13 protein-coding genes are annotated in these 13,664 nt (G+C 64.1%); 3 read left to right on the plus strand and 10 right to left on the minus strand.

The genetic code is table 11. The annotated features are described in order from the left end of the window. Positions 1-71: 71 nt before the first annotated feature. Positions 72-758 (minus strand): 2,3-diphosphoglycerate-dependent phosphoglycerate mutase, encoded by a 687-nt coding sequence (gpmA, locus tag CEQ44_RS16990; RefSeq protein ID WP_088182567.1) that lies wholly within the window; start codon positions 756-758, stop codon positions 72-74. 153 nt (positions 759-911) lie between these two features. Between gpmA and sppA the strand changes: the two genes are divergently transcribed. Further along, positions 912-2,795, plus strand: coding sequence for a signal peptide peptidase SppA (sppA, locus tag CEQ44_RS16995; RefSeq protein WP_088182568.1), 1,884 nt, complete (start codon positions 912-914; stop codon positions 2,793-2,795). A gap of 170 nt (positions 2,796-2,965) precedes the next feature. On the opposite strand, the gene lptG is transcribed toward sppA, so the two are convergent. Together lptG and lptF are read right to left on the minus strand one after the other, a co-directional pair. Further along, on the minus strand, positions 2,966-4,066 hold the full coding sequence (lptG, locus tag CEQ44_RS17000) for an LPS export ABC transporter permease LptG (RefSeq protein ID WP_088182569.1): 1,101 nt from the start codon (positions 4,064-4,066) through the stop codon (positions 2,966-2,968). Between the two features lie 3 nt (positions 4,067-4,069). Beyond that, a complete protein-coding gene (gene lptF / locus CEQ44_RS17005) occupies positions 4,070-5,278 on the minus strand; it encodes an LPS export ABC transporter permease LptF (RefSeq protein ID WP_088182570.1) in 1,209 nt (402 codons plus the stop codon). A gap of 129 nt (positions 5,279-5,407) precedes the next feature. Here lptF and CEQ44_RS17010 point away from each other — a divergent pair, with 129 nt between their 5' ends. Both CEQ44_RS17010 and CEQ44_RS17015 read left to right on the plus strand, forming a co-directional pair. Continuing rightward, positions 5,408-5,902 carry a DUF2141 domain-containing protein gene (locus tag CEQ44_RS17010; protein ID WP_088182571.1) on the plus strand — a complete coding sequence of 165 codons (495 nt, stop codon included), beginning with the start codon at positions 5,408-5,410 and terminating at the stop codon, positions 5,900-5,902. A 9-nt stretch (positions 5,903-5,911) separates the two neighbouring features. Next, entirely contained in the window at positions 5,912-6,880 is a 969-nt protein-coding gene (locus CEQ44_RS17015) for a diacylglycerol kinase family protein (RefSeq protein WP_088182572.1), read from the plus strand. A 108-nt stretch (positions 6,881-6,988) separates the two neighbouring features. On the opposite strand, the gene CEQ44_RS17020 is transcribed toward CEQ44_RS17015, so the two are convergent. The 7 genes from CEQ44_RS17020 to CEQ44_RS17050 form a co-directional block, all read right to left on the minus strand. Further along, positions 6,989-7,507, minus strand: coding sequence for a DUF2239 family protein (locus tag CEQ44_RS17020; protein WP_088182573.1), 519 nt, complete (start codon positions 7,505-7,507; stop codon positions 6,989-6,991). A 64-nt stretch (positions 7,508-7,571) separates the two neighbouring features. Then, positions 7,572-8,348 carry an exodeoxyribonuclease III gene (xth, locus tag CEQ44_RS17025; protein ID WP_088182574.1) on the minus strand — a complete coding sequence of 259 codons (777 nt, stop codon included), beginning with the start codon at positions 8,346-8,348 and terminating at the stop codon, positions 7,572-7,574. Between the two features lie 113 nt (positions 8,349-8,461). Then, positions 8,462-8,788, minus strand: coding sequence for an iron-sulfur cluster assembly accessory protein (locus CEQ44_RS17030; protein ID WP_088182575.1), 327 nt, complete (start codon positions 8,786-8,788; stop codon positions 8,462-8,464). 79 nt (positions 8,789-8,867) lie between these two features. After that, entirely contained in the window at positions 8,868-9,593 is a 726-nt protein-coding gene (locus tag CEQ44_RS17035) for a M23 family metallopeptidase (protein ID WP_088182576.1), read from the minus strand. 107 nt (positions 9,594-9,700) lie between these two features. Next, positions 9,701-10,510: a ferritin-like domain-containing protein gene (locus CEQ44_RS17040; RefSeq protein WP_088182577.1), complete on the minus strand. Its 810-nt coding sequence runs from the start codon at positions 10,508-10,510 to the stop codon at positions 9,701-9,703. After that, positions 10,507-10,968, minus strand: coding sequence for a thioredoxin-dependent thiol peroxidase (gene bcp / locus CEQ44_RS17045; protein WP_088182644.1), 462 nt, complete (start codon positions 10,966-10,968; stop codon positions 10,507-10,509). Before bcp ends, CEQ44_RS17040 begins: the two co-directional genes overlap by 4 nt. After that, positions 10,968-13,655 (minus strand): bifunctional [glutamine synthetase] adenylyltransferase/[glutamine synthetase]-adenylyl-L-tyrosine phosphorylase, encoded by a 2,688-nt coding sequence (locus CEQ44_RS17050; RefSeq protein ID WP_088182578.1) that lies wholly within the window; start codon positions 13,653-13,655, stop codon positions 10,968-10,970. The genes bcp and CEQ44_RS17050 overlap by 1 nt, the downstream gene beginning before the upstream one ends. Positions 13,656-13,664: the final 9 nt, after the last annotated feature.

The following is a 13,664-nucleotide window of genomic DNA, read 5'->3' on the forward strand; positions in this document are numbered from 1 at the left end:
AAAAGGCGCTCTTCCGACAGGAAGGGCGCCTTTTTTATCATCCTCCCGGCAGTTGCGGCCTGCTGAAAGGCTTAGCGTTCCGACAGATAATAGCGATCCACCGCGCTCAGATCGTCCGCCAGTTCATAAACGATCGGCTGGCCGGTCGGGATTTCCAGATGGGTGATTTCATCGTCGGGAATGTTCGACAAATGCTTGACCAGCGCGCGCAGCGAATTGCCGTGCGCGGAAATCAGCACGCGCTTGCCCGCCTTCAGGTCGGGGGCAATCGTTGCCTCCCAATAGGGCAGAACGCGCGCGATCGTGTCCTTCAGGCTCTCGGTCGAGGGGATGGCGATGCCCGCATAGCGCCGGTCTTTCGACAGGTCGAATTCGCTGCCCGCTTCCAGCACCGGCGGCGGAATATCGAAGCTGCGGCGCCAGATCTTGACCTGGTCGTCGCCGTGCTTGGCGGCTGTCTCCGCCTTGTTGAGGCCGGTCAGGCCGCCATAATGGCGCTCGTTCAGGCGCCAGTCTTTCTCGACCGGCAGCCACAGCCGCCCCATTTCCTCCAGCGCCAAGTTCAGCGTTTTGATCGCGCGCGTCTGGAAGCTGGTATAGCATTGGTCGAAATCCAGCCCCTTTTCCGCCATCAGGCGACCGGCGGCGCGCGCTTCTTCCGCGCCCTTCTCGGTCACGTCCACGTCCCACCATCCGGTGAAGCGATTTTCCAGGTTCCACGACGACTGGCCATGACGGATGAGGACGAGAGTGGGCATAAGGCGCGTCTCCTGCACGATAACGGCGAATGATGGCCTCCCCATAACGCGCTAATTCATTGGCGCAAGGTTGTCGCCAAACGCGCGCGCCCCACATTGCAGTCGGCGCGTCGTTGCGATAGCTCCGACAGGGTTCAGCAACAGGAGCAGCAATTGGCATTTGTGAAGGGCGCCTGGCGCATATTGGTCGCGATCAAGGACGGCCTCGTCCTCCTCTTCCTGCTGCTCTTCTTCGGCGCGCTCTATGCCGCCCTCTCCTATTCACCAAAGCCCGGCAAGACCGTATCGTCGGGCGCGCTGCTGCTCGATCTGGATGGCAGCATCGTAGAACAGCCGGCTGAAATCGGCGCGATGGCCCTGCTCTCCGGCTCCGGCCCGGACGCCAAGGAATATCGCCTGTCCGACATCGTCGCCGCGCTCGACGCCGCGAGGAGCGACCCCAAGGTGAAGGCGGTCGTGCTGAACCTGGACGGTTTCGTTGGCGGTGGCCAGGTCGCGATGGCCCGCGTGGGCAAGGCGTTGGACGCGGTGCGCGCCGCGAAAAAGCCGGTGCTGGCCTATGCCACCCTCTACAGCGACGATGGCTATCAGATTGCCGCCCATGCCAGCGAAGTGTGGAGCGATCCGCTGGGCGGCGTCGCGATCATGGGGCGGGGCGGCTCCAACCTCTATTATAAGGGACTGATCGACAAATTGGGCGTCAACACCCATGTCTATCGGGTCGGCACATATAAGAGCTTTGTCGAACCCTTCACCCGCACCGAACAATCGCCTGAAGCCAAACAGGCTAATCAGGCGCTGGCCGGTTCGTTGTGGCAAAACTGGCAGGACGATGTGACGAAGGCCCGACCCAATGCGAAGATCGCCGCCTATGCCGCCAACCCGCTGGTTGCCGCGCAAGCGGTCGGGGGTGACATGGGCAAGGCCGGGCTCACCAACGGTCTGGTCGACAAGCTGGGCGACGAAGCGGCCTTTGGCGAGCGTGTCGCGCAGATCGCAGGCGAAGCGGCCAGCGACAAGGCGGGCAGTTTCGCCACGATTGACTTCGCCGCCTATGTTAAAGCGCACAAACCCGCCAATGACGGGCAGATCGGCGTGCTGACAGTCGCGGGCGACATCGTGGATGGCGAGGCCGGTCCCGGCACGGCGGCGGGCGACACCATCTCCGACCTGCTCCTGACCGCGCTGGATGAAAAGGATTTGAAGGCGCTGGTCGTCCGCGTCGATTCGCCCGGCGGCTCCGTCATGGCTTCGGAGAAGATCCGCGGCGCGATCGTGAAGGCGAAGGCCAAGGGCCTGCCCGTTGTCGTCTCCATGGCCAATGTCGCGGCCAGCGGAGGCTATTGGGTATCGACCCCGGCCGATATCATCTTCGCCGAACCGGACACGATCACCGGCTCCATCGGTGTATTCGGCATCCTGCCCAGTTTCGAAGGGACGCTGGCGAAGATGGGCATCACCACCGACGGGGTGCGCACCACGCCACTGTCCGGCCAGCCCGACGTCGCAGGTGGCACCACGCCGGAATTCAACCAGATCATGCAGTTGGGCGTCGAGGATATCTATCGCCGCTTCGTGGGCCTCGTCGCGCAATCACGCAAAAAGTCTCCGCAAGCGATCGACGCCATCGCGCAGGGCCGCGTTTGGGACGGAGGCACGGCGCGCCAGATCGGCCTCGTGGATCGCTTCGGCGGGCTGGAGGACGCCATTGCCGAAGCCGCGCGTCGCGCGAAACTCGATCCGGCCAAGGCGAAAGCCTATTATATCGAGAAGCAGCCCGACAGCTTCGCTGCCTTCGTCCAGTCGATCGCCGACCGCGAACAGGGCGACGCGAGCGCGCCCCGCGACATGCTGGCGCGCCAGGCGCTGATCCAGCGCGGCTGGGCGATGCAGGCCGTGTCGGACGTCAGGGCGCTGGTCATGGGCGCAGGCGTCCGCGCCGACTGTCTGGAATGTCGCGGCTATGGCGCGCCAAGGGCGGATAACGCCGCGGATGAGCACGGTTTGTTGGCGACGCTGGCGAGGTTATGGGGGTAAGATGCGAAAAACAGGCCCGAATATTATTTCAGTTTCCTGTTGAAACCCGATTTTGCTCAACCTATATCGGGGTTGTTCCGGTCTCTTTCCCCTCCCCCTATGAGGATCGGAACGCCCCCTCTGGAAGGCCCCGCGCGACGTCCCTTGGTCGCCGGGGCCTTTTTATTTCTCTATTCTTCCGTCCTGAACAGCACCGTTTCGCCGACCAGCAGGAACAGGAAGAACGGCGCCCAGGCGGCGAGCACCGGCGGATAGGCGCCAAGGCTCCCCATCGCGAGCGAGAAATTGTCGGCGACGAAATAAGCAAAGCCCAACGCCATGCCCAGCACCGCCCGCATGAACAGCTGACCCGATCGCGCGAGGCCGAACGCCGCGACAGACCCCAGGATCGGCATCAGCAGCGCAGACAGCGGCCCCGACAGCTTGTGCCACAGACTACCCTCCAACTCCGCGGTGGGACGGCCGGCGTCATGCAGGTCAGAGATCGCGGCCTCCAGTTCGCGAAAGGTGAGTGCGTCAGGATCGACCTTCGCCAGGGTGAACTGGTCCGGGCGGATGTCGCGGCCGAAGCGGACGGTGCCGACATTGCGGACGGTGCCGCGCGCCACATCGAACTGGCGCGCGCCTTCCAGCAGCCAGCTTTTGCTGACGGCGTCATAATGGCCCTTGGGCGCCTGGACGATGGTCGTCAGGCTATTGTTGATCCGATTGTAGATCTGCACCTTGCGCAGTTGCACTTCATTGCCGCGCCCGGCCACGATCGCTGCGTTGACCAGATTGTTGCCGTCGCGCACCCAGGGATTGCTCTTGACCCCACTGTCGCGCGGGATCGGGCCGTAATCGACCGCCTGCCACGCGCTGAGCGCCGCGGTCGATCTGGCGACGATCCGCTCGTTGAAGACGAAGCTGATGACCGATACGCCCAGCGCCGTTGCGATCAGCGGTGCCAATATCTGGTGCGCGGACAGGCCCGCCGCCTTCATCGAGATGATTTCGCTATTCTGGTTGAGCGTCGCCAGCATGACGAGTGTACCCAGCAGCACCGAGAATGGCAGGAACCGCGCGACGATCTGCGGTGCGCGCAGGCCGACATAATGCCACAATTCCGGATCGCCATTGCCCGGATAGGACAATACGTCGCCCGAATTGCCCAGCAGGTCGAGCGTCTGGAGGACGACCACCAGCAGCATCAATACAGCAAAGGTCCGGGTCAGGAACAGGCGCGCCATATACCAGCTGATCTGGCGCGAGGGGAAGAAATTGAACTGCATGGGTCAGGCCGCTCCTTCCGCGACAGGACGTCGCCGCCCGAAGCGCAACAGCCGGACGATCTGCTTGCCAAGCTTCGAGAAGGCTACTTCCAGCGCGCCGATCGGCTGCCCGCCGGGTCGGTTGGCGATCACATGATACATCCACAGCACCAGGCCGGAGGCGAGCAGGAACGGTCCCCATAGCGCGATGATAGGATCGACCTTCCCCAGTGCGCCGACGCCTTCGCCATATTGGTTCACCTTATGATAGGTGACGATGAACACGATCGAGAGGAAAACGCCGAGCGCCGAGGTCGATCGCTTGGGCGGGATGGCGAAGGCCAGCGCGGCAAGCGGCAGCAGGAACATGAACACCACCTCGACCATGCGGAAATGGAAGTTGGCGCGCACTTCATCCTTCAACTTCGGCGGCGTTCCGGGATTTTTGCCGATCACCATCAGTTCGGGAATCGTCTTTTCCCTGTCGACGTCGCGACCGCGGAAATTCTCGATCTGCGGCAGGTCGATCGGCAGGTCATGGCTGGAGAAGGAGAGGATGCGCGGCGTCTTGTACTTGGGCGCATCGTTCACCAGCACGCCGTCGCGCAGGCGAAAGATGATGACGTCGGGATCGTCGGTGGCCAGGAACGTGCCTTGCGCCGCGGTGACCGCGACCGACTGGCCATCGCGGCTGACCGCGCGGACGAAAATGCCCTGAAGGTTGCGGCCTTCATCCTTGCTGCGCTCGATCCGCAGGGTCATCCGCTTGCCCAAGTTGGTGAACTCGCCGACCTTGATCGACGCGCCAAGCGCACCCGATCGCAGTTCGAATCGCAGCGCTTCATAGGCGTGGCGCGACAAAGGCTGGACGAAGCCGACGATCCCGAAATTGAGCAGCGCCAGGGCGATCGCATACATATAGGGCACGCGCAGCAGCCGGCCGTAGGACAGGCCGACCGCGCGCATCACATCCAGTTCCGACGACAAAGCGAGCTTGCGGAAGGCCAGCAGGATGCCGAGCATCAGGCCGATCGGGATGCCGAGCGAGAGATATTCAGGCAGCATATTGGCGAGCATCCGCCACACGACGCTGACCGGCCCCCCTTCCGCCGCGACGAAATCGAACAGGCTGAGCATCTTGTCGAGGACAAGCAGCATCGCGGCGATCACGAGCGTACCCAGCATGGGCACCGCGATCAGGCGGGCGAGATAACGATCGGTGGCGGTCAGCATTCTCTAAGTCGTCGTCCCATCACCATGTTTTGGCCGCAAACCCCGCCCATATGCGAGTCAGTATAAAAGCGGGGCGAACAGGGGCCTGCCGTCCGGTTCATATCGGCGGCTATAGCTTCCAGGAGTCTGATGGTCATGGTAAAAGTTGCAATGGGTCTGATGTCGGTGGCAGCGATGATCGCTGCGGTCCCGGCCCTGGCCCATGGCGAGGAAATCGCGAACGATCTGGGGCGGTGCGAGAGCAGCGCCAAAGGCCCGGCCGTGCTGGTCGATGTGCGCGGTTTCACCGCCGCAACCGGCAAGGTGCGCGTTCAATCCTATCCCGCCACCAAGGCCGCTTGGCTGGCTAAGGGTGAGTGGATCAACAGGATCGATACGACGGTCCGGCCGGCCAATGGCGCGATGCGCTTTTGCGTACCGGTGCCCAAGGCCGGTGACTATGGCATCGCCGTGCGGCACGACCGCGACGGCAATGGCAAGACCGATATTTCGCGGGACGGCGGCGGATTTTCCAATAATCCGGCGATCAGCATCTTCAATCTGGGCAAGCCGGGCGTGGAGAAAGCGGCCTTTCATGCTGGGCCGGGCGTAACGAAAATCACGATCAACCTCAAATATATGTGATCCCAAACCATGGTCTGCGTCGCGCTCCTGTCCAATCCAAAGTCCACGGGCAACCGGCAGACACTTCCGCTCGTGCGTAGCTATTGCGCCAGCAATCCCGACATCTTCCATTATGAAGTGGAGCAGGTCGACCAGATCGGCCGGGCGTTCCAGACCATCGCCCGCGTCGATCCCGTCGTCATCGTCATCAATGGCGGCGACGGGACGGTGCAGGCGTCGCTGACCGAATTGTATCAGGGCGAGCATTTCAAGGGCCGGGTGCCGCCGATCGCGGTGCTGCCCAATGGCAAGACCAACCTCATTGCCCTTGACCTTGGCATCCATGGCGATCCGATCAAGGCGCTGGAGCGGATTGTGGCCATCGCCAAGGCGGGGGTGGACGACCATGTCGTCGCGCGCGAATTGATCGCCCTGTCCGACGGCGCGGTCGGTAGCCGCCCGGTGCTGGGCATGTTTCTGGGCGGCGCTGGCCTGGCCGATTACATGCTCTATTGCCGCAACCAGATTTATCCGCTGGGCCTGTCCAATGGCCTGAGCCATGTCATCACCGCAATCGCGGTAGTGTTTTCGCTGCTGTTCGGCATCCGCGCCAAATTCCTGCCGCCTTCCGGCAATCCGGTGCGGATTTCCCTGATTCGCGACGGGCAGCTGGTCGGGCGCTTCGCCGTTCTGATCGTCACCACGCTGGAACGGTTGTTGCTGGGCGTCGATCCTGGCGATAGCCGACGCGGCAATATGAAGCTGATGGCGGTGGACCAGAATCTGCCCGCCCTGCTGCGGCTGGTATGGGCCAGCCTGTTCAAGCGGGTGGGCAAGCACAAGATGCATGGCATCCACCTGGAGCAGGGCGACACGATCCGTATCGAGGGCGACCGCAGCAGTGTGATCCTGGACGGCGAATTGTTCGAAGCGTCGGAGGGCAAGCCGATCGTCCTGCGATCGACCCAGCCGGTGCCGTTTTTGCGACTGGCGGCTTAAGAGCGCACCATAATGACTCTGGCTTAACAGGCCGTTCCCCGGCGAAGGCAGGGGTCCAGTTCAGAGCGTGGGACTGGACCCCGGCCTTCTCCGGGGAACCCAACTCTGTCAATCGAACGCCGGTCCCGCCAGCTCGCGCGCGTGGTCCCGGATGCCCGATGGCCAGTCCTGAGACAGCGAGTTGAACAGTTGTTCGTCCTTCGCATAGAGCGCCCGGATCGCCGCTTCATAGCCCGGTCGGTCTCCCGCCATCGCCGTCATGAAATGATAGGCCGCGTCCATGGCGGCGCGCGGGCTGGGCTTGTCCGCATCGGCCTTGCGCGCTGCGTCCACCAATCGCCGCACGGTGGCAGATGCGCCACCTGATTGGGTGGCAAGCCAGTCCCAATGGCGCGGCAGCAATGTGATTTCGCGGGGCTGTACGCCCAGTTTCGGACGCCCCCTGCCTCGCGGCGCCTCCGTCGTTCCGGCCCGCAGGTCGATGTCGACCTGACGGCCGGTGCAGTCATCGAACAGGAGCACGGCCTGCGCATCGTCCCCCATGGCGCGTAAAGCCTCCCGCACCTCCGCTTCGTCGCCAGTGGCGATCCACAGATCACCTGCGAAAGCCGTCAAAGTGCGCTCCATACCGAATCTCCTTCGGCACGGCCATTATTACCCGGATTTAATTGAGTCAATATTATCCGGGTAATTATTCGGCGCGCAATTCGACCCATGTCGGCGCATGGTCGCTGGCCTTTTCCCGGCCGCGAAATTCTTTGTCGACCTGCGCATCGACCAAACGATCGGCGGCGGCGGGGCTGAGGAGCAGATGGTCGATGCGGAACCCCGCGTCGCGCGGCCAGCTATTCGCCTGATAGTCCCAGAAGGTCCATACGCCGCCGGCGGGATGGCGGGTCAGCAGCGCATCGGTCCAGCCGTCGCCCAGCAGCCGGCGATAGGCCTCGCGGCTTTCCGGCTGCATCAGCGCATCGTCCTGCATCGCCCTGACCGAGAAGGTGTCCACGTCGCGCGGGATCACATTATAGTCGCCCGCCAGGATCGCGGGCACTTCCTCCGCCCAGATTTCTGCCGCGCGGTCGCGCAGTCGCTTCATCCAGCGCAGTTTATAATCGAATTTGGGGCCGGGCTGCGGATTGCCGTTGGGCAGGTAGATGGACGCGACGCGCACGCCCTTCACATCGGCTTCCAGATAGCGACTATGCTCGTCTTCCGGCTCGCCCTCCAGGCCGCGCCGCACCTCGACCGGGGTTTCGCCTCGCGCCAGGATGGCGACGCCGTTGAACCCCTTCTGCCCGTGCCAGATCACGCCATAGCCGGCCGCCTCGATATCCCTGACCGGGAAGGTCTCGTCGCTGGTCTTGATTTCCTGAAGGCAGGCGATGTCGGGCTGCGTTTCGTCCAGCCATTCCAGCAGGCGCGGCAGACGCGCCTTGATGCCGTTGATGTTGAAGGTGGCGATGCGCATGGCTGGCAATCCGTTCAATCTTTGCGTGCTCCTACGCAGGCAGGAGCCCAGTTCCAAGGTTTGGTCTGGGCTCCTGCCTACGCAGGAGCACGCGGATTTTCAAACGGAAGGATTCAGACCGAGAAACTGGTCCCGCAGCCGCAGCCGGCGGTCGCGTTGGGATTGGTGACCTTGAAAGCCTGCCCGCCCAAGTCGGATACGAAATCGACCGCCGATCCGCGCACCAGGTCCAGACTAACGTCATCGACCACCAGGGTCACGCCATCGCGCTCGACCGACAGGTCTTCAGCTTCCACCGCATCGGCCAGACCGAAACGATATTGGAAGCCGGAACAGCCGCCCCCCTCCACCGCCAGCCGCAGAATCGCAGGCTTACCCTGCTTTGCGGCGATCGCCGCAACACGCGCGGCGGCGGAGGGAGTAAGATCGATGTCGGCCATGCTGCCTAGATAGGGTCAAGCAAAAGGCCCGGCAACCCATAGGGCGCCGAGCCTTGTACGAATGTTGATGAAACGGACCTTAGTCAGCCGCTTTTTCCTGCGCCTTGGTCGGGCCGCCCATGGCGAGCGGCGGCTTGGTGTTCATCGCGACCAGATAGTCGGGGCCGGCGACGAAGGGCAGCGGGTTGATCGCGGCGCCGTCGACGCGGACTTCATAATGGAGATGGCTGCCGGTGGAGCGGCCGGTGGAACCCATCAGACCGATGATCTGGCCGCGCTTCACATAGGAGTTTTCAGCGACCAGCAGCTTCGACATATGGCCGTAGCGCGTTTCCATGCCACTACCGTGCGAGATCTGGACCAGGTTACCGTAACCGCTGGCCCAACCGGCGCGGCTGATGATGCCATCGGCCGTCGCGTGGATCGGGGTGCCGATCGGGCCTGGAATATCGATGCCCTTGTGCATCCGGGCGGCGCGGTTGAACGGGTCGGAACGGACCCCGAAGTTCGACGTCAGGACCAGCTTTTCGACCGGGCGGCCCGACGGGATATAGGCCGCGGTCTTGGCGTTGCCGTCCAGCCGCTGCAGGCTGGAGAAGAGGTTGGAAAAGCCGACATCGGACGGGCCGAGGGCGCTGGTGTTGATTTCCGAAGCGTCGCCATAGGGGTCGTCGCTTTCGTTGGCCTGGGCCGGGGCGGTTGCGCAAAGCGCACCGACAATCCCGATACTGGCAAAAATCGTCTTAACCTTGCTCGTTTGGAACCAACGCGACCCACGAGCATTAACCGAATGAAGAACCGACATGCAGACCCCGACTATGTCACCGGAGGCTTATGCCACTCGGTGCTTCCCGTGTTAAACTTATTGGCGACCTGGATCGCCCCCGCCGGACATAGACTGCAAATCGCCGCTCATGTTGCAAGCGCAGCGTAGAATTCTTCCGTCAGACCGGCCTGTCGACGCGCCGAGTCGTTGAACGGTGGCTTAACGCTGCCCCGGAAGTGGCGTTTCACAAGCATTTGATAATGATCGGCAGGGTTCACGCGCAATCGGTTCGTCGCCGCGACGAACCATGTCGTCCCCGCGGCGACATGGCGAATCTCGTCCGTCATGATGCGCCGCAACATCCGCGCGGACGCCATGTCGCCCACCGCTTCGAACCGTTCGATCGTGGCCGGCGTGATGTCCAGCGCCCGCGCCTCCAGCACCATTGGTACGATGGCGAGCCGGGCCAGCGCATCGCCTGCCGTTTCCTCCGCCGCCTGCCACAGGCCGTCATGGGCAGGCAGCGCGCCATAATGGCTGCCCATCTGGCGCAAACGGCGCTCCAGCAACGCGAAATGCATCGCCTCCTCCGCGCCGACCTGCATCCATTCGTCGGTAAAAGCAGTAGGGAACTGCTCGCCAAACCGGCCGATCAGATCGAAGGCGAGGTTGATCGCGACATATTCGATATGGGCGATGGCATGGAGCATGGCGATCCGCGCGCGGTCCGACCCGATCTTGCCACGCCGGGGCATCTGGGCGGGCGGCAACAATATAGGCGCGGCGGGCCGCGCCGGGCGATCGGGCAGCGCAACGTCGAACCGATGCGCCAGCCGCCCTTGCCGCCATGCCCGCGCGACTGCACGCGCCGTTATTACCTTAGCGTGTGGATCAGGCGTCAGCAGGACGCGGGCGCAACCCGCGCCCACGCTGGTCACAGCGTCGGGCAGCGTCAAAGCGCCTGCACCGCCTCCAGCACCTCTGCGGCGTGGCCCTTGACCTTCACCTTGGGCCAGACCCGCCGAATCGCGCCGTCCGCCCCGATGAGGAAGGTCGCGCGCTCGATCCCCATATATTGGCGGCCATAGAGCGACTTTTCGACCCAGGTACCGAACGCCTCGCACGCTGCGCCCGATTCGTCGGACGCCAGGATGACGCGCAGGCCATATTTGTCGGCGAATTTCTTGAGCTTGGCCGGCTTGTCCTTGCAAATACCGACAATCGGCACGCCGGCGGCGGCGAAATCATCCGCCAGCGCGGCGAAATCCTTCGCCTCGTTGGTGCAACCGGGCGTGTCCGCCTTGGGATAGAAATAGACGACCAGTGGCTTGCCCTGATAGGCGTCCAGCGCGAAATCCACGCCATCAGCATCGGTGAGCGTCACGGCGGGGACGGACATACCCTGTTCCAGCATCATCTTTCCTCCTGATAGGGCGCGGCGAGCGCGGCCCAGGCCTCCCCCACGCATTGCCGCGCCTTGGCGTAGCTTGCAAGCAGCCCTTCCCAATCGTGCATGCCGCAGGCGCGCGCGACCAGCGGCCGGGTGGCCTCGGCCGGCTCGGTCGATTTGGGCGACACCAAACGGGACACCACCAGATAGCGGGTGATGAGGTCATGCGCGGCGATCAGCTCTTCGGGCAGATGGCCGGCCGCGACCAGTTCGGCCAGCGCCTGGCCCAGATCCGGGTCGAAGGCCATGCGATAATGGAACTGGTTCACATGGATCAGAAATTCCAGGTCGACCAGGCCACCCGGCGCGAGTTTGACGTCGAGATCGCTGGCGGGCGGCTTATGTTTGGCGATGTCGCCGCGCATCTTCACCGCTTCCCGCGCCAGATCGTCGAAGTCGCGCGGACGCTGGAGGGTTTCGGTCAGCACCGCGTCGATCGCGGCGCGCGCATCGGGCGATCCGAAGACAGGCCGGGCGCGGGTCAGCGCCAGATGCTCCCAGGTCCAGGCGTCCTCCCGCTGATATTTGGCGAAACTGTCCAGGCTGACCGCCAGCAGGCCCTGCGCCCCGGACGGGCGCAACCGGGTGTCGACCTCATAGAGCGGGCCGGACGCGGTGGCGACCGACAGGGCATTGGTGATGCGCTGCGCCAGGCGGTTGAAATATTGGGTCGCGCCCAGCGGCTTGCGCCCATCCGATTCGGTAGAAAAATCGCCTGTAAAAAGATAGACAAGGTCGAGGTCGGAGGCGTGGGTCAGCACGCCGCCGCCCATGCGGCCCAGCGCCAGGATCACCATCTCGCCGCCGGGCACCTTGCCATGGGCGATTTCAAATTCCGCCACTGTGGCCGTCGCCAGCGCCTCGATCGCGGCCTGCGCCACGCGGCCATAGCCCCGTCCCACCTCCAGCGGATCGCCGCCGCGGATGATCTGCGCGCCCAGCGCGAAACGACGATCGCCTACCCGCTGGCGCACCCTGTCAAGCAGCGCCTGATAATCCTCGCCCGGCTCCAGCGCACCCAATTGCCGCGCCAGTTGCGGCACAGCCGGCGGCGAATCGAAGGCGGTGGCGTCGATCAGGCCGTCGATCAGTTCCGCGCGGCGTCCCAGCGCATCGGCCAGAGTCGGGGCGTGGCTCAAAATCTCGGCCAGCAGTTCGACCAAGGCAGGGCGCGCGGCGAGCAGTTTGAAGAAGTTGATCGCACTGGGCAGGCGGCCGATCATGTCGTCCAGCCGGTTAAGCGCGCGGCTGGGATCGGGCGCCTTGGCCAGCGCGCGCATCAGGCCGGGCATCAATGCCTCCAGCGCATCGCGCGACGCCGCGCTGCGCAGCGCCCGGACCGTGCCGCCGCGCCAGTGGGCGATGCGGGCGATCGGCGTTTCTGGGTCGGCGAAACCGATCTCGATGAGTTGCGCCTTCAATCGGTCCTCGTCCTGAGAGAGCCCCGCATCGTCCTTTGGTGGGCTCAGGCGATCATAGTTGCGGCCGACCCAATCCACATGCGGGCGCAACAGGTCGAGCAGCGCCGCCGCGTCCGGCAAGCCATGCAAGCGAGCGACATTGTCGAGGCTGGCGGGGTTTTTGGGCAGTTCATGGGTCTGGTGATCGTCCACCATCTGGAGCCGATGTTCGATGGTGCGGAAGAGGATATAGGCCTGGTCAAGCCGCGCGGCGACGTCGCCTTCGATCACGTTCGCCGCGGCGAGCGCCGCCAGCGCCTTGCGCGTATTGCCCGATCGCAGCGACGGGTCGCGGCCGCCATGGATCAGCTGGTGAACCTGGGCGAAAAATTCGACCTCACGGATGCCGCCGCGTCCGCGTTTCAGATCATAGCCCGGCCCAAACGCCTGGCCCTGCGCATAATGGTCGCGGATACGGCGGCTGATGTCGACGATCGCGTCGATCGCGCCGAAATCCAGGCTGCGCCGCCAGACGAATGGGCGGATCTGGCGCATGAAATAATTGCCGAGCGCGATGTCGCCCGCGGCAGGACGCGCGCGGATGAAGGCGGCCTGCTCCCATCCCATCGCGGTCGATTCATAATAGCCGATCGCCGCCTCCACCGGCAGCGCAATCGGCGTGGCTTCGGGCGAGGGTCGCAGGCGCAGATCAACGCGAAAGACATAGCCATCGCCATCGCGGGCGCTGAGCAATTCGCTCATCCGGCGGCCGATACGCACAGCGGCGTCGGCCACATCTTCCCGCTCGCGATGCGGCAGGGTGGCGGGGTCGTAAAGCAGGATCGGGTCGATATCCGACGAGTAATTCAGCTCGCGACTGCCATGCTTGCCCAGCGCGAGGACGACGAAACCGCGATGTTCGGCATCGGGATAGCGTTCCTGCATCGCCGCGGCGAGCGCTTCGTCCAGCGCCTGGTCGGCAAAGTCGGACAGGGTGCGGGTGACACGATCCATGTCCCAGACGCCCGCCAGGTCAGCGGCGGCCACCGCCAGCGCGATCGCCCCGCGACGGCGGCGCAGCGATCGGGCGACGCCATCCTCCGGGCACCCTGCCGCCTGCGCCGCGGCCAGCGCGCCGTCATGGTCGCCGACGGCCAACTTTTCGGTCACGGCAGGGAAACGATCCAGTGCACGCGCCAGAAAGGGCGAATGGCCCCTGATCCGGGCTTGGGTTTCCAGCCAGTCGGTCACGTCTGCTCT

The organism is Sphingobium sp. Z007 (assembly GCF_900013425.1).
Taxonomy (GTDB): domain Bacteria; phylum Pseudomonadota; class Alphaproteobacteria; order Sphingomonadales; family Sphingomonadaceae; genus Sphingobium.